This window comes from Paenibacillus sp. 01T422, assembly GCF_056398785.1.
In genome coordinates, this window is record NZ_JBFTQB010000042.1 from 1 (window position 1) to 22,895 (window position 22,895).

A 22,895-nucleotide genomic window follows, 5' to 3' on the forward strand; every position below is an offset into this window, starting at 1 on the left:
AAGTTAGTCCCTCAACACTCATTAATACACCGTTCGGTACATTGCTTCGTTCAGGGAAACGCTCTTTGAGATCACGTCCAACCATCTTCGAGATGATCATATCCGTTGTCAGTTCTGACGATGGCCATGTCCCAATTTTGGTTCCGTCACGCATAATCGTTACTTCATCCGAGATTTCAAGGATTTCTTCCATTTTATGTGAAATATAGATGATCGAGACGCCACGACTTTTCAGGTCGCGAATGATGCGAAATAGCTGTTCAACTTCATTCCCCGTTAATGACGAAGTCGGCTCATCCATAACAATGACTTTCGAATTGAAAGAAACGGCTTTGGCAATTTCAATAGACTGCACTTTCGAAACCGACAAGGTACCAACAAGTGTGTCCGGTTTAATATCCATCTGGAGCTGTTCAAACAACTTTTCTGTATCTCTGCGCATCTTCTTGTGATCCACTAATTTCAAAGGTCCGATACCTTTTTGCGGGAAGCGGCCCAACCAGATGTTCTCCATCACATTGCGATGTGGAACTGGGTGCAGCTCCTGATGAATCATGGAAATGCCATTTGCTAACGCATCCTTGGAATTAACGATGGATAYGGTCTCACCGTTCAACTTGATCTCTCCGCCATCCGGCTTATAGATGCCGAATAAACATTTCATCAACGTCGATTTACCCGCCCCGTTTTCTCCCATCAAAGCATGCACGCTTCCTGGGCGAACCTTCAGGGTAACGTTATCCAGCGCCTTAACGCCGGGGAACTCTTTGGAGATTTGATTCATTTCCAGTAAATACTCATGTAATGTCATGGTAACTCCCCCTACCAGCTCACGATAATCCCCACAAAGTGAAGCCATTGTTCTATGCCTATTTCTCTGTATCTTTGCACGGGTTTCCAAATAAGGAAGGCAAGAGCGGATAACTGCTCTTGCCCGCTTCTATTCGGATTACTTCGCTTCGTTCATGTTCGCTTTTGTAATCTTTTTGTAGGAAATCCAAACATATTTACCGTCAGTTACATCGTAACCTGTTGTTTCTTTGCTTGGTGTTTGACCGTTAGCAAGAGCAGTTGCTACGTTCGTTGTTGCAGCACCTTGGTTTTTCGCATCGTTCAGAACAGTTCCTAGCAATGTGCCATCGCTAAGTGCTTGAAGCGCAGGAGCCGTAGCATCAACGCCTACAACCGGTAAGTATTTGTTGTCTTTGAAGTAACCTTTTGCTTTCAAAGCTTCGATAGCGCCAAGAGCCATATCGTCGTTGTTCGCAAGAACTGCTTCGATTTTGTTTTCACTGGAAGCTAGGAAAGCTGCCATTTTTTCTTGACCTTTTACACGATCCCACATAGCTGTATCTTCTGCTACTTTCTCTACGCCCAGACCAGCATCTGTAATCGCTTGGATCGAGAACTTCGTGCGAAGCTCAGCATCTTGGTGTCCTGGCTCGCCTTTAAGCATAACGTATTGAATTTTGCCGTCTTTGTTTTTGTCCGCTTCTGGGTGAGCTTTGAAGTAGTCAACCAGCAATTGGCCTTCCATTGTTCCGGATTGCTCAGCTTTCGCGCCTACATAGTAAACTTTATCCCATTTCTTCATATCGTCAGCAAGCGGCTCACGGTTCAAGAAGACAACCGGTACGTTAGCTGTTTTTGCTTTATCGATGATAATGCCTGCTGCTGTACGGTCAACCGCGTTGATCGCAAGAGCGTTTACTTTTTTCGTGATGAAAAGGTCAACTTTATCATTTTGTGTTGGTTGTGAGTTTTGGCTATCTACGATATCCACAGTTGCTTTGTCTTTCGCAGCGTCAGCGATTGCCGCGCGAACACCGGACATGAACGTATCGTCAAATTTATAAATAGCTACACCGATAGTTGGTTTTTTGCCGTCTGTTTTAGCTGGAGCTGTTGTTGCCGCTGCACCAGTGCTTGCCGCCGGAGATACTGCAGGTTTTTCTGTTTTAGCGCCACATCCTGCTACGGTTGCGACCAAAGCACTAGCTACTGCAAGGGTAATCAATTTTTTCAAGGTAAGACCCTCCCTAAAAGGTGTTTTTATTTGTTTGTTTACATGTCTAAATATACGACATGTGATCTAGGAAACAAATGCAATATCCTCATATCTTCTATCGAAATTCTCATCACTTTATAAAAGGAAATAGCAATTTCTGATTATCCGACCAGAACATATTGCCCAGATCAATGGCCTTAATCCCTGTATCTACGCGGCCCGGAATCTTCTTCCCATGCGAAGCTTCAACCGCATTCTTGACGCCCAAGTAGCCGATACCGAAGGGATTTTGAATAATCGTGGCTTGGATGACGCCTTCCTGCAGAAGCTCCAACTCTTCCGAGGTACTGTCAAACGTGATGATTTTCACCTTATCCTGCAAATTCAATCTTTGAATCGTGTCGGCAACACCAATAGAGGAAATTTCATTCAAGGCAACAATCCCATCCAAATGCGGATATTTCTCAATGATGCCTTGCGTAAGCTGATCCGCCGTCCCCCGATCTGTCATACTGTATACCTTGGCAATGACCTTCATGGTCGGATATTTCGATATTTCATCCAAAAGCCCTTGCTCCCGAAGCTCTGTATTGCGCTCCCCTTGCTTAAAGCTGACAATGGCGATATTTCCTTTTGTCCCGGCGAGCTTGATTAGTTGCTGGCCAGCCATTTGCCCGGCTTCGTAATTGTTCGCGCCTATGAAGCTTCTCACTTTGCGAGACTCCACTTCAGAATCGATCGCGACAACCGGAATGCCTCGCCCCTCCGCATCATCGACAACCCCTGACAGTTCCTTATAGTCGTTAGCTGCAAGCACGATGGCGTCAGGTCCGCTTTTAACGGATTGCTCCATTAAGGCGATCTGCCCCTTAACATCCCCTTCATCGTCTGGTGCCCTGAAATCCAACGTAACATCAAATTCCTTGGCTGCGACTTCCGCTCCCATTTTAACTGTCTTCCAGTAATCCCCGTTCTGGCTCCTAAGCACGACTTCCAAATGCTTCTTCTTCTCAGTGGGCGTAGTCTCCGTATTGCGCATACAGGAAGACATAGAGACGGCAGCGGCCAAGATGGCGAATATGAGGGGCCCTAGTTTCATTGTTTTATCCATGGCTGCTCCTTCCTATTCCTCTTCCAATATGGCTGGAATCCAGATTTTCACGACAGTTCCTTCTTCAAGCTCGCTTTCCACCTTAACGCCATAGTCCGCGCCAAAATACAGCTGAATCCGCTCATGCACATTTCGCAGACCAACTCCTGAACCCTTATCGCTTTTCACCGAACCAATCAGAATGTTTTTGAGTGTTTCTTCCGACATTCCCACACCGTTGTCTTTGACTTGAAGCAGTATGCTATCGTCCATTTTTCTAGCGGATATGTGAATATGACCTTCGTCCACCATATACTCGATACCATGATAGAGCGAATTTTCTACAAATGGCTGCAAAATTAACTTTAGCGTTTTGTATGGCAGCACTTCTTCATCCACTTCAATGTCATAATCGAACTTGTCTTTATACCTCATCTTTTGGATGATCAAATAGTTCCGGATATGCTCGATCTCATCCGCAATCGTAATAATGTTCTTCCCTTTGCTGAGCGAAATCCGAAAAAACTTCGACAAGGAGGTAATCGTCGTGACAACCTCGTCGTTTTTCCCGTTCCCAACCATCCGAACCACGGAATTGAGCGTATTGTACAAAAAATGTGGATTAATCTGCGACTGCAGCACCTCAAGCTCGTTTTTCCTCTTGGTCTCCTGCTCATGAATATTTTGATCCATGAGCTCGCGCACCCTGGAAACCATGAGATTGAACCTTCGTGAAAGCTGCTCCACTTCATCTGCGCCGCGAACATGTATGTACGTGTCAAAATGCCCCTTTTCAACCATTTCCATCGACTTCTTAAGCCGTTTGATCGGCTTGGAAATACGCGCTGACATGAAGGAAGAGATGAGCAGAATAAAGATAAGGACAATAACAAGCAGCCAGATCATAAACGTGCTGATTTCCTTGCGGGTCGTAATCATTTCATCCATATACGAGACCCCGATAATTTTCCAACCGATATTATTAACGGTCCTAACGACATTAAGCCGGGACTCGCCCTCGCTGACATCCATATACTTGCCGTAGGAGAATTTGAGCGCCTGCTCTACATTTTCATACTTTAAGCCAATATAAATAAGCTGCTGCTGAGGATGGTACACAATGTTGCCAGCGGAATCGTCGATGATGTAAACGTAGCCTTTTTTGCCTAAGGAAACCGTACGGAACACGTCATCCAGCGTTTTAAAATTGACATCCACCAGAAGCACTGCGTCTTCCCACTTCCCGCCATGTTCAATGGAAACCCCTTTGCTCATCGAAACAACCCACCGATACGGATCTTTGAATAGGTTCTGAATATGCGGCAAAGAGAATGACAGATGGTTCGGATTATCCAAGGCGGACTTAAACCAGGACTGCTCAAGCAGCCTTGTATTCTTGCGCATGCCAGCATTTTGGATGCCCGTAATCAGCTCGCCATCCGCAGCAAATAAATTAATAGAAACAATATCCTCGCGCGTGCTTGCGATCGTTTCCAATTGTTCGGTCAATTTGTCGGAGGGGATGCCGCGGCTTTTGGCAATTTTGGCATCGACCACCTCGAACGTATCCGCCATGCCTTTTATATAATTTTCCAAGTTAAACTGGACCTGCTCGACAATCTGCTGCGTATTCAAAAAAGCACTTGCTTCCGCCGTCTTCGAAAACTTATTATAAAGCACCAACGAAATGATCAGCATAACGGTCACGGTGATGATAATAAAGGACATCGTAATCGCAAACTGGATACTTTTCACTCGAATCGTATCGAGCAGCACCCCATACAAAGCCTTGAATAAAGCTCGTATTTTTCGTATCAAAACTAACCCCCCGCTCATTGACCCCTACTGCCCTTTGGTAATGTTGTTGCGATATTCTTTTGGGGAAACGCCGACATTTTTACGGAACGAAAAGCTGAAATAGTTCGCATCRGCATAGCCAACCTTCTCAGCAATCTCCAGTGCCTTCATATCGGTGGAACGCAGCATCTCCTTCGCCGCCTCCATGCGGATATGGTTCAAATAGTTGACGAAGGTCATTTTGGTCTCTTTTTTGAAAATACTGCTGAAATACCCCGCGCTAATATGCAAATGGCCGCACACTTTATTAATCGTAATATCACCTTCGTGATAATGATTTTTGGTATACTCCTTGGCCATCTCGACCAGGTTCTTGTAGGTATATTGGCGATCCGTTGCGATGTGGTTCATCATAGAGGCGCATAGCTCGGCAAGCCAGTGCTTGGCTTCTTCTAACGACGTGAACTTATTGATCTCTGTAAAAGGAATGAAATTGTCGCCGAATACCTCGTCCACATTCAAATTCGAGTCCTTCGCCGCCTTCAGGATGCAAGTCAGTATTTCAAGCAAATAGATTTGATAGTCCTTAACGGAAACAGCTCCTTCAATCCCCTGAAAAAGCTCGTCCATCGTCTCCCGGATCTCCTGACTGGTCCCAACCTTGATACAACGCGTCAAAGCGTGCTCTTTCACATCGTCAAAGCGAACCTTCTCCACGCTGCGCATCTCCACATCATCAATGGAAATGATCCGGTTATTGCCGAGAATAAGTCGATAATCCAGTGCCAGCACGGCATCTTCATAGGAATAACTGATTTTGGTCACATCCTTCATGACCGTTCCAATGCCTACCGTTAGGGTGAACTTCAAATATTTCTCCACATTCTGCCGAACTTCTTCCAGCACCTTCATGGTCTCTTGCAGCGCAGTTTCCCTGTTCTCACTCTCCCTCACGGATAACACAACCACTTGATCGTTATGCATGAAAACAAGGCCAAGCCGGTGTTTATCAACAATCTCTTCCGTGATATTTAATAGGGCGAAGTATTTCAGCGCCTGATCGGGCGAATATTTCAAGGAAACGGATTTGGACAGCTCTTCCCGATTCTCCAGCTCTTCTTCAGGAATAAGCACTCCATCTATACTCATGACAGCAGCGACAAAGCTTCTGCCACTCATTTCAATTCCGTAATTAGCTGCCTTCTCGTACACTTCCTCACGCGGAAGCTTCCGGTTCATGAGCGTCGCTAGAAAATTCTCTTTCAGCACCGGCATGCTCTTCCGGTAATGCTCCATGAGCAGTTGCACATTTTCCCGGTGTGCCACTTCCTCTTGAATCTGCCCTTTCACCTTCAGTAAAGCATTGATAAGCTCCTGCGCGGAAAAAGGCTTCAACACATACTCGTCGATGTGCAGCTTAATCGCCCTTTGGGCATATTCAAACTCATCATGCCCCGTGAGAATGATCAACTTAATGGTCGGAAACCGCTCCCGAATCGCTTCGGCCAGCTGCAGTCCATTCATGAATGGCATCTGAATATCGGTTACGACGACGTCGGGCTGTAATCGCTCTACCATTTCCAGCGCTTCTCTGCCGTTCTCTGCTTTCTCGATGACCTCGAAGCCAATGGCTTCCCAGTCTACTTCGCGAACGACCCCTTCACGGACATCCTCTTCATCATCCACCAAAATTAACTTGTACATTTTTGTCCCCCTAAACATTTACATATAAAGTGCTTATCTGGCAGTAATTAGTAATTAGGCTATTTAACCATATTGTACTAACTGCCTATCGAATACACAACAGGATTAGCAAGTGATAAGGAAGTAATGGTAAAAATCACCTTGTGTCTGTTAAACTTAAGTAGACAGCCCTTATGTCCCGATTTACATATTGTTCACCACATTAATGATTTGGGAGGAACAGCCGTTGGACTTCGCACGAATAGGACAAATCGCTACGCTCATCAAGGAAAATGTAGGTAGAGTTATTGTAGGAAAAGACGAGACGGTCGAGCTGATGGTCATCGCCCTCATCGCTTCCGGGCATGTGCTGCTCGAGGATGTGCCAGGTACCGGAAAGACGCAGCTAGCCAAGGCATTGGCCCGCTCTCTGGACGGCACGATGAAGCGTATTCAGTTCACGCCGGATCTCCTGCCTTCGGATGTTAGCGGCATTAACTTTTACAATCAGAAACTCGGCGAGTTCGAATTCCGCCCAGGACCGTTATTCGCTCACATCGTGCTCGCTGATGAAATTAACCGCGCGACACCGCGTACCCAATCCGCCTTGCTGGAAAGCATGGAGGAGCGCCAAGTGAGCATCGACGGGGAAACGCGTATGCTCGAAGCACCTTTCCTCGTCATCGCCACGCAGAACCCTGTCGAGAATCAGGGGACGTTCCCGCTGCCGGAAGCGCAGCTCGACCGCTTCCTGATGAAGCTCTCACTTGGCTATCCGTCCGCGGCGGAGCAGATACAGATTTTAAAGCGCTACCAGCAGCAGGACCCGCTTGATCAGCTGCTGCCTGTTGTAGGGCGCGCTGAGCTGCTTGAAGCGCAGCGCTTGTACGTGCAGGTGCGCTTCAGCGACGAGCTGCTGCAGTATCTCGTGCAGCTCGCGGAAGCTACGCGCACGCATGCGGATGCCGCGCTTGGCGTCTCGCCGCGCGGCGTGCGCGCCTTGATGAAGGCGGCGCAGGTGTACGCGGCGCTGCGAGGCCGCGACTACGTGCTGCCGGACGACATCAAGGCGCTGGCTGCTCCCGTCTGGGCGCACCGCATTCTGCTGCGGACACGGTCGCGCCAGCAGGATCAGCAGGTGCAGACGCTGCTCGCTGGCATTCTTGCGGCGACGCCCGTCCCGACGGAAGTTAAGCTGAGGTAGCGGATGGGCATCTCCTGGATCCTAATCATCGCCGGCCTTGTGTACCTTCTCCAGCATATCCTATTCAACCGCTGGGGATTTCGCGGTCTTACGATTAAACGATCATTCAATACTGCACACTGCCATGCAGGGGATCGCATCGAAATGATCGAAACGATTCAGAACCGCAAGCTCGCTCCGGTTCCTTGGCTGCGCCTGGAATCCACGATTCATGCCGGGCTTCATTTTGCCAAACAAAGCAACCTTGCTGTGAGCAGCGGCGCGATGTTCCAGAATCATCGCAGTCTTTTCAGCCTAATGCCGTATACCCGAATCGTCAGGCGCCACCAGGTATACTGCGCGCAGCGAGGCTGGTATAAGCTTGAAACCGTATCCGCTTCCATCGGAGATCTTGTCGGCATGCATGCTGCTACCAAGAGTCAACGTACAGATTTGGAGCTCCTAGTGTACCCCCACTTGGTGAGTCGGGATGACATCCCGCTTCTATCCAGCCGCTGGCAAGGAGATGTTACGGTGAAGCGATGGATTATGCCTGATCCGTTCCTGGTCTCCGGTGTGCGCGAGTATCGCTACGGCGATACGATGAACAGCATTCACTGGAAAGCCACTGCTCGCAGCCAGAGACTGCAGGTCTACAATCGGGAATTCACAGCGGACCCGAGGCTGCTCATCATCGTCAATACCCAAATAACTGCAACCATGTGGGATGCTGTTAGCGATCCGGAGCTTGTTGAGAAAGGCTTATCCTACGCCGCCACGTTGGCTGAGTATGCCATTAGCCAAGGGATTCCTGTTGGCTTCGGCTATAACGGTTCGCTCGCCCTACAACCTGGTATCCCTGTGCATATCTCTCCGGCTGGCGGTCACCCGCATCTGGAGTATCTGTTCGAAACGATGGCGAAGCTGGCCATCTCCTACACCCGCTCCTGCAGTGACTTTCTGGATGAAAGTACCTTGCAGGAGGGGAGCGCCCTGGATATTATTCTGCTGACTGCTTTTGTTTCCGATGCGATTGAAGATAGCATTGATCGACTTGAAGCGCAGGGGCATACCGTCTTTATCGTTCCCTTGCAGCATGGGCTGYTAACCCTTCAAGAAAAGGAGGCGAGTCCAACCGATGTCAACGCCGCTTCAGGTGCAAGCGATACGTATCTTCAAGTCTTCGGGTATTCTCTCCTGTACGCAGCTGCTGAACTCATCTTATTCTCGCCTCTTGTCGTGACTACGCACATCTATTTGTCAGAGACATCTCTCTGGCAGCTGATCTTGCAGTTCATGCTTGTTTTCGTGGCAGGCAGCTTATTGGGGCGCATTACTTGGCTGTCTCGGACGCTTTACGAGCTTCTGGGATGTGCACTAGTCGGCTTTACAGCAGCCTACCTGTTGCAAGGGAACAACTGGCACAGCTGGACTTGTGCGGCTATCGGCATGCTGCTCGCCTATCGCGGTATTCGCTGCACGAAAGACGGCTGGCATGCCATCTTTCCCGGAGCCGCATTTGCAGTCGCAGGCTCCGTGTATTTCATCGGTGTTCCGATTATGGGACATCAAGCTTCTTATCAGCCTTACATGGGCTGGTTGAATGGCTTAGGGTTCCTCTCGCTGATCATCTTTTTCTTTGCTATGCAGCGAACGAGTCTGCTAACGGCGACACTCGCCAGTGATGAGCGAGCCGCTTCTTCCTCCCTGTCAGAGACCGTGAAGCGCTCAACCCGGATTTGGTTAACGGTCTTAATTGCCCTTATCTTCGTCGCTAGCTACTTCCAGCAGCTTCGACAAGGCATCGTTGCCGGTTTACGTGCTGCAATCGTGTGGCTGCTGAGTCTCATGCAATCCGATCCGCCGCCAGAAGCGCCGCCTGAGCCTAGCCCGTCCGCACCGCCGCCGCTCCTGCCACCGGCTGAAGCCAGAGAACCGAGCTGGCTGGACGTCTTGTTTCACTACATTCAGGTGGTCTTCGGATATCTGATCGTTATCGCGCTTATAGTCCTTGCCGTCTATCTGATTGTAACCAAGCTCCTCCCAGTGGTGAATGCCTTCTTGAGACGCTTAATGAACCGTTCTCTCAGCAGCAAGCAAGATGCGGAATCCGAAGGCTTCATCGATGAAAAAGAGGCGCTTGTCGATTGGAAAGGGCTGCCTCGCCTGTGGTGGCAGCAAGTGAGGAAAGGAAGGAGCAAGGAGAGAAGCCACGCGAGGAAATGGTCGCTTTTACCGAACAATCGGGAGCGCATTCGCTTCCTTTATCGGATCTTGATCGAGCGCGCCGCTCAGACCGGGTATACCTATAAGGAAGCCTTGACCCCTAATGAGACAGAAAAAGACCTAAGCTTAGGACAGCAGCTGCCACTCGAGACCGTTCATGCGATTACCTCGGCTTATAATCAAGTTCGGTACGGTGAAACGGACGTCTCCGACGCTCAGCTGGAGCAAGTGCTGCAATCAGTCGAGCCTAGTCTTCGCAATCACTTAAAATAGCCAAATCCTCCTATTTTGTAAACCAAAAAGAGGCTGTGCAGCATTCAACTGCATGGCCTCTTTTACTTTTTTATGAAAAATCGTCACATTCCGTCTCTCCGCCGCATATGCATAATTGTTTGAATACAATTGATGAGGTGGTTTTGAGATGTTAGCATTAAAAACGAGCTGTGAAAGAGAAGAAGTATTTCAAACTTTGTGTGACATGGGCTTGGATCAAATCGCAAGATGGATCATGGTATTGCCTGAAGACCGGTGGGAAGGTATGTTTCTCTCAACATGGCCAACGCTTGCGAAAAAATGCGGCTACAACAGGTAAGCTGCTTTTACATAAACATACGAAACGATCAACATGGCCTACGCTCTGTGCACTTTTTGCATGGGGCGTTTTTTTATCTATTTATTCGCTGACCATCTATGTAATTTAGGAATATTTCGTGTGAAAAGTCCTGTTAGAAAACGAGGGAAACCAAACTCCACCATCTTCATCTTCACGATCTCCTTCATCTRTTCAACCGTCAAATCAGGCTGCCTGAACTCGCCATTTTGATAGCAATGACTGCAATAAACCTTGCTCTTCGCTCCCGATTTCTCCGTACCTCCACCTTGCTCATCACGTGCTAGTGGCATACCGCAGCTTTGGCAATTTTTATAAGCATCCATTTGACGTACCCCCATATTAGCTTCTTGCTTCTATCATACCAATGAAGCTTCCAAAAGCAATGCATAATTTGACACATTCTGTACTAAAATGACATATTCAAGCGCTTTCATAGCAGGATTATTGCGGTATGTGCGCGAATAATATGGAAATCGCATTTTATGAAGGAGGGACAGGTTGTGAAGCCCGTCACAGTGAAAGATTTAGTCGAGCGCTTCTCGCTCGAAGTGCTTGCCGGACACTCGGAACTGCACCGTCCGATTACCAAAACGAAGGCGCATCGTCCTGGCCTTGAGTTTGTCGGTTATTTCGAATATTTCCCACAAGAACACGTGCAGCTCCTAGGTCGTAAAGAAATCACTTACCTGCACAAGCTCACCGAACATGAAAGAAATCTGCATATCGGTAATATTGTCAAATATCATCCGCCTTGTTTCGTCGTAACGAGAAACCAGGAAGGTTTGAAATATTTAACGAAATATTGCGAAGAAGAACGTATTCCGCTTCTCCGTACAGCTGCAGCAACAAGTAAATTTCAGGATCTCGTTGATTTATATCTTAGCAAATCCTTGGCGCAAGAGATTGCCATTCACGGCGTCTGCGTCAACGTATCTGGAATCGGCATTTTGTTGCGTGGCAAATCCGGTGTTGGCAAAAGCGAAACCGCCCACACCTTGATCCGCCGAGGGCACCGCCTCGTTGCCGATGATATCGTTGTGCTGAAAAAAATCAGCCCGGAGACCCTGCTGGGCACGCACAACGGAAAAACGAAGGAATTCCTTGCGCTGCGCAGCATCGGGCTCATTAACGTGTCGCGTCTCTATGGCCGCAAGGCGTTCCAAGATGAAACACGGATCGTGCTCGACATCGAGCTGACCAAGTGGCAGGAACATGCGCTCAACAACGATTTGGAGCTTGAGCCCGCTTTTACGGAATATATGGATATCCGAATTCCGCATATCGAAATCCAACTGCAGCCAGGCCGGGACGTTGCCGGATTAATTGAAGCTGCGGCTAACAGCTGGTATTTGCGCCAGCAGGGCTACAGTGCAGCTGAAGAATTCATGCAGCGCTTGCAAAGCGACTAAAAGCCCGAGACCGTCCCAAAACACCTCCCTATGCCGAAAGGTGTTAGTGGAGGTGTTTTTCTCATGCGCAAGAGATTACCATTTATTATTATTTCTATCACGCTGGTGGCTTTGTTGGTTTGCGGGTGGACAGCCTATGCATCAACTTCACCTAACTCAGCCATTTCTACTTCAGTCAACGGCACATTCAAATCTGCTAGCTCGGAAGCCGTTACTGTCACTACGAACACTGGGGATCAAACGGTACCCTTAGCGAAATCAGTGTGGGTTTTCAAAAATGATCAAAAAGCACAGCTTGCCGACTTACATGCGGGAGATCAAACGGAATTGATTCTCAATAGCAAGCAGCAGGCTGCCTATGTCAAAGCATCGTCTTCTGTTACCAATGAGCCAACGCCGTCCCCGGCTGCTTCTGCTGCTCCGGTTGTGCCGACACAGAGCCCGGCTGCAACGGTTGTGCCGACGCCGACGTCGACACCGATGCTGGCTTCTCCAACCCCGGAGTCCAGTCCGAAGCCGTCCTCACCGGATCAAGGCATTTATCCAGACCTGCAAGGTATCGATCTTAATGTCGACGGAAAACATTTCAAGCTGCACATCGGGCAATCCAAGGATGCTAAAGGAACGACTTATGATCTAAGCGTTAAGCCTGAAGATTCCGGTATGATTCACCTCAAAGGGGAGGAAGCTGCCCAGTGGATCCAGAAGCTGCTTGCTTCGATCGACCTCAAATCATCCGATGCTGAGCAGAAAATCGCGGGGCTGCTTGCCCAGCACTACAACTTGGACGCCAATAAATTGAATGTCCATATGAAAACCAAATGGGAACAGCAACAGCAAGCACAGGTTCAAAAGAAACCTGGCGACGATCAGGATGACCAGCGTAGAAATGAGCCTAATAGCGGGCCGAAAGCTAAAGACGATCACAAAGATGAGCGTAAAAATGATACAAAACCTCGTGGCAACAGCCATCACGACGACTAATAAGAAAGCCGCCAGTCTCCCATGAGCTGGCGGCTTTTCGTTATGTAGCTTCTTATCCCTTAGCTAAAGCGTTCGAGCGGGGGACATTGGCTACGCCAAGTCCATTCAATATTTAACGTGAAATCTTTCCGTTAATTTGAGAACTGATTGTGGTGCTGTGCCTCGAATCGAATAGATGTGAAAACTACCCCTAAACTTCGCGGCTCAGTGGCAGGGGATGAAATAGTGGTAGCTACTCCATCTAAATCGCGAGTTACTGAGCGAAATCTGCTAAATCTGGTAGATATAGCGGCAGAAAATGCAGTTACTTCCCCAAAAGTGGATCAATCACGGAAAATAGAGGGAGGAATCGGCGTTACCACAGGCAGCAACTCAAAGCCGCATTAATCCCTCTCTTTTTCACCGTGCTCGTGAGGTTACCTATCCTCTTTATTGGGTCCTTTATCTTTTCCTTTGCCCGCTCCCTTGTCCGGTCCCTTACCAGGTCCCTTATCTTGTCCTTTGTCTTGTCCTTTGCCCGGTCCTTTATCCGGACCTCTATCTGGCCCCTTCTCCGGTTTCCCCGTCGAGATCGAAGATGCTGCCCCCGCCCCCACGATGGGCATATCAAACTGAACAACAGGTGCTTGAGCCAGCGCCCGAGTCATAATTTCACGGAATAAAACAGCCGGCACAGCTCCACCAGAAGTCGTTAAATAATGCGTCTTGTCCGTACGGTCATAACCGACCCAAATAGCAGCCGTCAGCTCTGGTGTATACCCCACGAACCAGGCATCCTTAGCGCTGCCACTGCTAATTCCCTCGAACTCCTTGGTCTGCGGCAGCTGAGTGGTACCCGATTTCCCCGCAACGGRGCGGTTCATAGCAGCATTCTTCCCCGTCCCCTCCTTCACAGCAACCTGGAGCATCGATGTCATCGCATAGGCCGTTTCAGGTTTCATTACCTGAACGCTCTTTTGAGCAGCAGCTTGTACGAGCAAATGGCCTGTACTAGTTTCTATTTTCGTGATGGTGTGTGCTTCGTGATAATCGCCTTTTGCGGCAAACGCACTGAAGCCCTGTGCCATTTGGAGCGGTGAGACCCCCTCGGAGAGCCCCCCCAGCGCGATGCCGAGCTGACGGTCTTGAGCAGGCAATGTGATGCCCAGCGATTTGGCAAATTGAAGTCCGCGATCAATGCCGACCTCATGAAGCAGCCATACGGCTGGCACGTTCCAGGAAGAAACGATCGCCTCCTGCATCGTCACCTGCCCTCGCGATTGATGATCCCAGTCTTGAGGCTGATACCCCTCAATGTTTAATGGCCCATCGTACAACGTAGAAAATGGCTGATAACCTTGCTCCAGCGCAGGACCATACACGGCAATCGGCTTAAAAGACGAGCCCGGCTGCCGCTTCAGCTGTGTAGCATGACTGAAACCGCGAAAGACGCCTTCTCCCCGTCCCCCTGCCAGTGCACGGATACCGCCAGTCTGTTGATCCACGATGACGGCTCCGCTCTGAATAAGCTGATCCGGCTTGCTTTCGGGAAAGAGGCTGTCATCGTTATACACTTCGGTTACCGCGTTTTGCACGGCAGGTTCCAGTTCAGTAGTAATGCGTAAACCTCCCGTTAGCAGTTGCTCTTCTGTGAAGCCGTACACGCGAACTGCTTCATTAATGACCGCATCGACATATGCCGGATATTTGCCTTTCAGATCATTGCTTTTATCCGACTTCACGACACCAATCGCTGCCGACTTGGCGCTCTCGTACGCCTGCGGTGTGATCTTTCCTTCATCGCGCATTAATACAAGCACAGTGTTCCTGCGTTCCAGTGCGTGCGCTTCGTCCTGAAAGGGCGAGTACCGGCTCGGCGCCTTAGGCAGAGCGGCAAGCACTGCTGCTTCCGGCAGGGTTAAGTCTTGCACATTTTTATTAAAATAGGTCCTAGCCGCCCCTTGCACCCCCCAACTGCCTTCCCCAAAATAAATGCTGTTCAAATACATCTCCAGAATCTCATCTTTGCTATACGTCGTATCGATTTTGATCGCGTACGCTGCCTCCCTTAATTTTCTCCCCAGTGTTTTATCCGCATTGAGAAAAAGGTTCCGTGCCAGCTGCTGAGTAATCGTACTCGCACCTTCCGAATAGCTGCCTCGCACCACATCACGGGCTACCGCGCGAAAAATAGACTGAAGATCGATGCCCGTATGCTCATAAAATCTCCGATCCTCTACGGCCACAACGGCATCCGTCAGCACCTTGGGCATCTGCGATATCGGTACAGGGTCAATCTTCGAAGCGGACAGCTGTGCTGCCGCTTTGCCATTCTTATCAAGCACCAGTGTTGCCTCGGGCAGCGGCTGATTTAGTTTCGAAACATCGAGCCCGCGAATGTAAGTATAACAAGCTGCGAAGACTGCTATGCCACCAGCCATCAACGTGGCTAGGCTTATTAGCCAGAACTTTTTGCTTGTCCACAATCGTTTAATCATCTTGCCTTCCCCCTTATGTTCGCTATAGGTATTCGTCCTCATTCTAAAATTAGCGACGCATAAGTGAGTCCAATTCATGTCAATTTGCTAGCTCGGAGTTTCTACTTACTCAACCTGCACCATTCCAACGCGCTATTCACCATTCAGCCACCTTCCACCTCATCTGCCAATAACATTGCAAAAAGTGCAGTGAATTCCTCTAAGGCTTATCCTCTAAGGCTCAATTTAGTTGTTAGGGGAACTGGAGTCCTCTATTCGAAGGAAAACGAGCTGTTTCCTCACGTAGGGGGAACTACAGGGTCTAATTCGGCCACGATGGCGCGTTTTTCGGTAGAATAGGCCAAATAACGGACCACAGCTCCTCTCCCTGGCGAAAATGTTCCTCTTCAGAGAAATAGCGAACTCTAGTTCCCCCACCGCCCAAAAAAATAAAAACGCGCCTTCCCCCTACGGAGAAAACGCGTTTATTTACTCATGCGATCGAGGTTGGCGCTCCAAAAACAGAGGTATACCCGCTAATCCCGCTCAGGATCCGCTCGGCCTCTTCATCCTTCATGGCACCGTAACGTTCGACGGCGTCAACGATTTTCGGGAACAAGTGAACGTCCCCTGCGCTAGCGAACCCGCAAATGCCAGGGAACGATAGTACAAAATGCACACAAGCATCAATCACCTGCTGCTGATCGAATGGCTCGTACCACGTCGCGTAAGGACGCTCCTGCCCTTCTGCCCATGGCGCTTTCGCGATGGCTTTAATGACTCGCACAGCCACCTGCTGCTTGCCTGCCTCTGCCATCAAAGCATCGAAAGCCTCGCGATACTCCGGCAAACTGTACATGTAATAGTTCAGCGGCAGCAGCACCGTAGCGAAGGGGAATCTATGTAACGCTTCCAAATGAACTTTAGGCGCATCGTGCCCATGTCCCGTAATGCCAATTTCCTTAACAATGCCTTCGGCCTTCGCTTCCAAAGCCGCTTCCAAAGCACCGCCTTTTTCTGTGCAGCGATCCAGTTCTTCCATCGAACCCACGGCATGCAGCTGAAGCAAATCAACGGAATCCACTTTCATACGCTCCAAAGAACGATAAATCTCTTCCTTTGCTTCCTTTTTCGATCTTTGTCCTGTTTTGGTAGCTAAGAAAATATCTCCGCGCACTTGGCTAATTGTAGGCCCCATGCGCACCTCAGCATCTCCGTAACTGGCCGCAGTATCGAAATGATTCACCCCATGCTGCAGGGCATAAGCAATTGATGCGTCCGCTTCCTCCTGCTTCACATTGCCTAGACTTGCGGCTCCAAACATAATGACTGAGCTTTCGTAATTCAAACGACCTATGGTTCGTTTCAACATGGATGAAGTGCCCCTTCCTTAGTGTTCTTGCTCCCTATAACCATATCATTTCCAGAACCTAGAATACAATCTCCTTCCTCCTGTAAGCAAAAAAGCTCTCGGATGCGAGCATCCAAGAGCTTCAATCAGCAATTCCAATTAATATGTTGCTCCTTGTAGAAACTTCACTCTCTCCCCCATTGGAGGAATTTCGTTCCCGTCCACGATAACTTCTATAACAACTGGCTCTCCATAGGATAGCCACTCAGTCACATGTTCACTTTGCAATTGATCTAGCGATGTAATCTCAGCATGACGCAGTCCAAGGGATCTAGCAATGCCTGCGATACTTACGCGCTCTTGCGAGAAATCATCGAGGCATCTTTTGTATTGCAGCATGTGTCCATGATAGACCATCCCCAACCGGGCATTATTGATGACCACAAAAAGAATTGGCAGCTGATACTCCTTAGCCGTCAGCACTTCTAGACCATGCATGAAGAAGCAGCCGTCGCCAGTTATACAAATCGTTGGCCTGCTCGGCTCTGCTAGCTGAGCGCCGATGACGCCGCCTAGTCCGGAGCCCATGCCGCCGAAATTGATGTCGATATCGAACTCTTGACCGCTTTCGATCAACACATTTTGAATCGAGTAGGTCATGAATTCACCGATATCCAGGAAGAAGCGTGCATTCTTCGGTGCTGCAGCGCTTAGTCCGCGGATAGCAGACCGCGTATTCCACTTCTCCTCGTCAGGCTCGGTTGCCGCTGCAGCCTCTGCCAAACCAGCAAATGCATCGCTGACAGCTGCTTCATCCTTCTGCCCATCTACCGCCAGCTGCTCAAGCAGCTCCGCGATAACCAGCTTGATTTCCCCATGCACCGGGTAATGGGTCTCATACACTTTCCCCAGCTCATTAGCGTCATAATCGATGTGGATCAGCTCACGGCCTGCAACCAAACGCGGCTCCCAATTGCTTGTCGCCAGCTCACCAAGGCTTGACCCAATGATAAGCAGAACTTCGTGCTTACCGTTATTCAAGTACTCGCTTGCCTTCCAGTTAGCTGAAAGGCCATATCCCCCTAGGGACAGCGGGTGATCTTCAGGGAACGCTCCCTTGCCGCGAGGTGTGGTCGCAACACCCCAACCGAGTGTCTCAGCAAATTGCACGATGCTGTCCGAAGCTGCCTTTGCGCCATTTCCGAGCAAAATGGCCCCACGTGAGCCTGCTGCCTTCATTCGCTGTGCAGCCGCCTGGGCAGCCGCCAAATCTATAACGGGTTGCTGCAAAGCAGGCAGCACGGGAAGCTCCCTTTCTCCGATATCCTTCATTTGAACGTCAATCGGAATCGCTAGATGAACAGGACCCGGCACACCGCTAATCGCAGTGTGATAAGCTTCTGCCAGAATCTCCGGCAACTCATTCGGATCCAGCACTGTACGGCTCATCTTCGTGATCGAAGCAAAGATCGGCTCTGCATACAACTCCTGCGCGCCGCCTTTGCCTAGTTTGGTCGATGGAACAGATCCTGTTATGAAAATAACGGGCAGTTTCTGTTTCCAAGCATTCRCAGCCGGCGTGACCAGATTCGTCGCTCCTGGCCCGCTGGAGGCTACACAGAGCGAAGGATTACCGGTAATTCTCGTGTAAGAACCTGCCATATAACCGGAGCTGTTCTCATGCTTGGCGACAATCGGCTTAAGTTCTGGGATGTCCAGAAGCGCGTCATAAATAGCATTGATCGAACCCGCCGGAATACCGAATACATACTTCACTCCTTGCTGCACAAGAAATCTCAATCCTACTTCAATCGCCCGCATCTTCGTTACTCCTTTCCGATAGGTAATGTAAATTTAAATGCCGAACCTTGACCTTCAGAACTTTCGAACCAAATGCGGCCACCGTGCAGCTCTATCAGCTGCTTTGAAATCGCAAGACCAAGGCCTGTCCCATTGATTTGATTATTCGCCTGATAGAACTTGGTAAAGATATTTTTCTGCTTCTCAAAAGGAATTCCGATCCCGTTATCTTGTACCTCAACTGTCAGCAAGCTATCCTCAAATTTCGTTTTTATCGTAATTACACCCAATGGAGGGGTAAATTTAATCGCATTCGAAAGTAAATTAAGCAGAATCTGTAGAATACGTTGTTTATCCACTCGGACGACGGTATCTTTATCCACTTCAGTCTCAACGACTAAGATCAATTTCTTTTTGTTAATGAGCGACTGTACAATATGGACGGATTCTTTAACAATTTCATTGAAATCTGCTTCGGTGTAAAGCAACTCAAATTTACCGTTTTCCATTTTGGCAAAATCGAGCAGTTCATTCACTTGATCCAGCAATCGGTCGATTGACTTAGCCGCAATATCCAGTAAATCCTTCTGGGAATCATTGAGATCACCGAGAATGCCTTTCCCCAGAATATCAACAGATCCTTTGACCGCTGTAATCGGTGTACGCAGCTCATGTGACAGTGTCGCTATGAAATCACTTTTGAGTTCGTTCAAATGTTCCAATTCCCGCACTAGACCCTCTAACTTGAAGTTAGCTTGCTGCAATTCTATGGATCGCTCGTGCACGGAATGGTCTAGTGTTTCGGTGTGCTGCGCATTGGATAATGCCGTTGCTGTCGCATCCGAAATGGATTGGCAGAATTCCAGAATGCTGGCTTCATACTTCCGCTGCTTACCGATGGACGGGATCGCAACAACGCCGTACACGGAGCCTTTGGCTACTAGCGGGAAAACCATGATACTTTTGATATCAAAGGAAACGAACGCTTTATGATTAGGCCGTGGATCTGCATAAACGTCTTCGATGGCTGCTGCCTTTTTCTCCGTGATGACTTCATACAACAGCCGATCGTTTTCAATCGTTAATTTGACCTCACGATGCTTTACCTTCCACTCATCCATCGTCACATTCTCTGAGGACAACTGATAAGGCTCAATCGTATGCTCTTTTTCATTATATAAATGAATCCCGATATCTTTCGATCCGCTTGCTTTGCGCATATAGTAGAAAAACGTGTTAAGTACATCCTTAACGGATAGCGATTCTGACAATGCTTTCGTCGCATCGAGAAGCAGCTGCTGCTTCTCCATTAGCAGATGGCGCTGCTCGAACATCCGAATATTGCGAATGGCCACACTTGCCATGTTTACGAAAGCTTCTGTGACTTCCATCTGCTCTGGTGTAATATTCATTGGTTTGCCGAAATCATGAACGAAAACTAAACCAAATACCTCATTATCGACGATAACAGGAATACCGAGGATGGATTTAATTTTCAGTAATTGTCTTTTGGACTGATCCAAACGCAGGTCTATACTCGTATCAGAGATGTAGTCGCTCGCTTGATTTCGTAAAATATCCCTTACAAACTCATCCTCTTTGGGATCAATTAACAATTCCGTAATATCAACGGGTAATTTATTGCCTTTATCTCCTTTGAACGTACCGTCGGGCTGTTTCAGGAAAAAACCAACCAGATCTGCTTGTGTAATCTCTCCAGCGATCGCATCTACGAACACCTGCAAAATTTCTGACAGCTCAAACTGTGAATTTATAACTTTTGTCATCTGAAACAATTTTTGAAAACTCATAAGCTCCATGACCATGCTTTCCTCATTCTCCTTTGTCTAGCGAATCTTTATTTGATGTCTTCCACTGTTTTTGGCTCCGAGTAGTGCAGCATCTGCTTGTGAAATAATTTGCTCAAAACAGGTAGGATCGAAATTATTGGTTAGTCCAATACTTACGGAAAATTCTTGCATTTTATTAGGTGCCAGACTGACCTTTAGACTATCTACTTCCTTAATGATGCTGTTCGCTATCTCAACACAGTTCGCTTCATTATGGAGCAGAACCAAATATTCATCTCCGCCATATCGAAACGCTAAATCATGATCGCTTGAAACCTTGGACTGTATGATTGCAGCAACTTCCCGCAATACTTGATCGCCAACCAAATGGCCGTAATTATCATTGATATCCTTAAAATAGTCCATATCCACCATCATAGCAGCCTGAAATTTCTTAGTTCCCTCACTGATCATGCGGATCGTAATATCTAGATAAGCTCGATTATATAGACCAGTTAATGCGTCCACGTAGACCAATTTGGCAAGCTGTTTATTGTCTTTCTTCAGGTTCTTGATCTTAGCTTTTTGATGAAGGGCGATCTCAACTTTCCGTTCCAGCACATCCAGATCAAAAGGCTTCGTCAAATAATCAACTGCTCCTAGGCGTAGTCCTTGTAAAATGTCTTCTTTCTGCGCATTGGCTGATAAGAAAATAATRGGCGTATCAAAATCAGCTTCTGCAATTAAGCTTTTACATATTTCAAACCCTGTGATTTCTGGCATCATCACGTCGAGCAAAATTAGATCAGGCATAACTTCTTTGACCATCGCCTGCGCCTCTGTCCCATCTTCGACGGTAAAAATTTCATAGTGTAACGAATTCAAAAATATACGTAGTATATTTAAGTTATGAGGTTCATCATCGATGATAAGAATACGACCGCTCATTCATTTATCCCATCTTTCATTACGATAATAGTTTTGAGTCAACTAACCATTCATTTGCATTTGCTCATCGATGATGCTTAAGAAGATCCGTACTAATTTCTCATCAAATTGTTTGCCCGCATGAGTAAGCAGTTGCTCTCTCACCTCATGAACGTGGAGCGAATTCCGGTAAACTCTCGTCGATGTCATTGCGTCGAACGCATCGGCAATACTCACAATCCGAACCAGATAAGGGATATCCGATCCGCTCAATCGATCCGGGTAGCCCCGCCCATCCATCCGCTCATGATGCCACCTGACCATCGGCAATAGATGTTCCACATCCTGCAATTCCTTCAGCAATTCGAACCCGATCACAGGATGTTGGCGTATGACATTAAACTCTTCGTCTGTTAAACGGCCAGGCTTCATGAGAATATGATCGGGAATAGCTAATTTCCCTACATCGTGAAGCAAAGCGCCCAGTTTCAAAGTTTCCAACTCGGTTTCGCTGACTCCGGCTTTCGCACCAAGTAGTGTAGAATAGAAAGCAACATTATAGCAATGATCAACTGTGAAGCTGTCTTTCACCCTTAATGTATTAAAAAGACTTTCGTAAGCTTGCTGCTTGAGCACTTGCTTGCGGAATTGAATCTTTTTAATCAACTGCTCCATATGTAGCTTGATTAAATTGCATAACTGCAATTGATCTTCTTTCAGCTGAGTATCCGAAGGAAATGAGAATAGTAGGGCACCGTACGAAGGGCCGTGCTTTATGTGGAATCCATAAATACATTCGTATCTGGATTTTAAAAGGTAATCTCGAAGCATTCCATCTGCCTCATACACGGACAAACGCGAACCTTCTGGCATTTGGGAAAAAAACTGCGTTTGGAGGACTATGTACTTTAGCTGTTCCATGACTGCTGTACTAATATTTACGGAATAAGAAGCAGGGGTAATCTGATGTTTCTCATCCATTAGAAAAAGAGAGATATGTTCACAGCCGATTGACTTTTTGGCTATATCATTCAATTGGCCGATCGATTCGAAGATGGAATCAGAATTTATCACATTCTTGAAAAACAATGAATTCTGCATAGATGTTACCTCTTATTCTTCTCAAGTAGACTGCCCCGACAATTTAATTAGTACTAGTTCTTCTTGTTAAGGAGAATCTCCTCTATTATAAATAATTTTTTCCATAATTTTAATATTTTTTTACTAGAATAGTTATAATTTCACACATTATGAGGATTTGTGCGAGACACAATTCGTCGATTCATGTCAAAGTGGATACGGAGCCTTTTTGCTAACCAAATAGGTCTTTCGACACATGTTGACACTACCCTCCATTATCTAACGTGTAACAACACTTTCTCTATGGTAAAGTATGGATATTAAGGGAATGGCGCTGATGAATATGACATGTATATTAAGAGGGAGAAGTGAATTGGATGGCGATTTATATCGCGTTATTACGAGGCATTAATGTAGGTGGGAAAAATATCATTAAAATGGCTGAGCTCAGAAAATCATTAGAGCAAATTGGGCTGCTTCGTGTTCAGACTTATATTC

Annotated in this window: 18 protein-coding genes; 6 read left to right on the forward strand and 12 right to left on the reverse strand. The window is 47.7% G+C overall.

Features of this window, described 5'->3' with window-relative positions:
* The 5 genes from AC1DUA_RS04120 to AC1DUA_RS04140 form a co-directional block, all read right to left on the reverse strand.
* Window positions 1-811 (reverse strand): sugar ABC transporter ATP-binding protein (locus AC1DUA_RS04120; protein WP_477498520.1); only part of this gene is annotated, 811 nt, incomplete at its 3' end.
* Window positions 812-949: 138 nt separating this feature from the next.
* Window positions 950-2,026: a galactose ABC transporter substrate-binding protein gene (locus AC1DUA_RS04125; RefSeq protein ID WP_477498521.1), complete on the reverse strand. Its 1,077-nt coding sequence runs from the start codon at window positions 2,024-2,026 to the stop codon at window positions 950-952.
* Between the two features lie 112 nt (window positions 2,027-2,138).
* Window positions 2,139-3,119 carry a substrate-binding domain-containing protein gene (locus AC1DUA_RS04130; RefSeq protein ID WP_477498522.1) on the reverse strand — a complete coding sequence of 327 codons (981 nt, stop codon included), beginning with the start codon at window positions 3,117-3,119 and terminating at the stop codon, window positions 2,139-2,141.
* A gap of 12 nt (window positions 3,120-3,131) precedes the next feature.
* The gene (locus AC1DUA_RS04135; RefSeq protein WP_477498535.1) at window positions 3,132-4,826 is read right to left on the reverse strand and encodes a cache domain-containing sensor histidine kinase; all 1,695 of its coding nucleotides are present in this window, start codon (window positions 4,824-4,826) and stop codon (window positions 3,132-3,134) included.
* A 114-nt stretch (window positions 4,827-4,940) separates the two neighbouring features.
* Window positions 4,941-6,599, reverse strand: a complete 1,659-nt coding sequence (locus tag AC1DUA_RS04140; RefSeq protein WP_477498523.1) for a response regulator — start codon at window positions 6,597-6,599, stop codon at window positions 4,941-4,943.
* Window positions 6,600-6,825: 226 nt separating this feature from the next.
* On the opposite strand from AC1DUA_RS04140, the gene AC1DUA_RS04145 reads away from it, so the two are divergent.
* From AC1DUA_RS04145 to AC1DUA_RS04155, 3 genes are all read left to right on the forward strand, one after another.
* On the forward strand, window positions 6,826-7,782 hold the full coding sequence (locus tag AC1DUA_RS04145; RefSeq protein WP_477498524.1) for an AAA family ATPase: 957 nt from the start codon (window positions 6,826-6,828) through the stop codon (window positions 7,780-7,782).
* A 3-nt stretch (window positions 7,783-7,785) separates the two neighbouring features.
* On the forward strand, window positions 7,786-10,260 hold the full coding sequence (locus AC1DUA_RS04150) for a DUF4129 domain-containing protein (protein WP_477498525.1): 2,475 nt from the start codon (window positions 7,786-7,788) through the stop codon (window positions 10,258-10,260).
* Window positions 10,261-10,408: 148 nt separating this feature from the next.
* Complete coding sequence (locus tag AC1DUA_RS04155) at window positions 10,409-10,579, forward strand: hypothetical protein (protein WP_186456705.1); 171 nt, start codon at window positions 10,409-10,411, stop codon at window positions 10,577-10,579.
* A gap of 77 nt (window positions 10,580-10,656) precedes the next feature.
* Here the strand turns inward: AC1DUA_RS04155 and AC1DUA_RS04160 are convergent, their stop codons facing one another.
* Window positions 10,657-10,923 carry a zinc ribbon domain-containing protein gene (locus AC1DUA_RS04160; protein ID WP_477498526.1) on the reverse strand — a complete coding sequence of 89 codons (267 nt, stop codon included), beginning with the start codon at window positions 10,921-10,923 and terminating at the stop codon, window positions 10,657-10,659.
* 177 nt (window positions 10,924-11,100) lie between these two features.
* Between AC1DUA_RS04160 and hprK the strand changes: the two genes are divergently transcribed.
* Together hprK and AC1DUA_RS04170 are read left to right on the forward strand one after the other, a co-directional pair.
* Window positions 11,101-12,009 (forward strand): HPr(Ser) kinase/phosphatase, encoded by a 909-nt coding sequence (hprK, locus tag AC1DUA_RS04165; protein ID WP_477498527.1) that lies wholly within the window; start codon window positions 11,101-11,103, stop codon window positions 12,007-12,009.
* A 63-nt stretch (window positions 12,010-12,072) separates the two neighbouring features.
* A complete protein-coding gene (locus AC1DUA_RS04170) occupies window positions 12,073-12,993 on the forward strand; it encodes a hypothetical protein (protein WP_477498528.1) in 921 nt (306 codons plus the stop codon).
* Window positions 12,994-13,409: 416 nt separating this feature from the next.
* On the opposite strand, the gene AC1DUA_RS04175 is transcribed toward AC1DUA_RS04170, so the two are convergent.
* The 6 genes from AC1DUA_RS04175 to AC1DUA_RS04200 all read right to left on the reverse strand — a co-directional run bounded on the left by AC1DUA_RS04175 (window position 13,410) and on the right by AC1DUA_RS04200 (window position 22,418).
* Window positions 13,410-15,470 carry a transglycosylase domain-containing protein gene (locus tag AC1DUA_RS04175; protein WP_477498529.1) on the reverse strand — a complete coding sequence of 687 codons (2,061 nt, stop codon included), beginning with the start codon at window positions 15,468-15,470 and terminating at the stop codon, window positions 13,410-13,412.
* 472 nt (window positions 15,471-15,942) lie between these two features.
* Window positions 15,943-16,821 carry an aldo/keto reductase gene (locus AC1DUA_RS04180; RefSeq protein WP_477498530.1) on the reverse strand — a complete coding sequence of 293 codons (879 nt, stop codon included), beginning with the start codon at window positions 16,819-16,821 and terminating at the stop codon, window positions 15,943-15,945.
* Window positions 16,822-16,959: 138 nt separating this feature from the next.
* A complete protein-coding gene (locus tag AC1DUA_RS04185; RefSeq protein WP_477498531.1) occupies window positions 16,960-18,621 on the reverse strand; it encodes a thiamine pyrophosphate-binding protein in 1,662 nt (553 codons plus the stop codon).
* Window positions 18,622-18,626: 5 nt separating this feature from the next.
* Window positions 18,627-20,426 (reverse strand): sensor histidine kinase, encoded by a 1,800-nt coding sequence (locus AC1DUA_RS04190; RefSeq protein WP_477498532.1) that lies wholly within the window; start codon window positions 20,424-20,426, stop codon window positions 18,627-18,629.
* 21 nt (window positions 20,427-20,447) lie between these two features.
* Window positions 20,448-21,338, reverse strand: a complete 891-nt coding sequence (locus AC1DUA_RS04195) for a GGDEF domain-containing response regulator (protein ID WP_477498533.1) — start codon at window positions 21,336-21,338, stop codon at window positions 20,448-20,450.
* Window positions 21,339-21,380: 42 nt separating this feature from the next.
* The gene (locus tag AC1DUA_RS04200) at window positions 21,381-22,418 is read right to left on the reverse strand and encodes an HD-GYP domain-containing protein (protein WP_477498534.1); all 1,038 of its coding nucleotides are present in this window, start codon (window positions 22,416-22,418) and stop codon (window positions 21,381-21,383) included.
* A 356-nt stretch (window positions 22,419-22,774) separates the two neighbouring features.
* Between AC1DUA_RS04200 and AC1DUA_RS04205 the strand changes: the two genes are divergently transcribed.
* The coding region (locus AC1DUA_RS04205; RefSeq protein ID WP_477498536.1) for a DUF1697 domain-containing protein at window positions 22,775-22,895 on the forward strand (121 nt) is incomplete at its 3' end.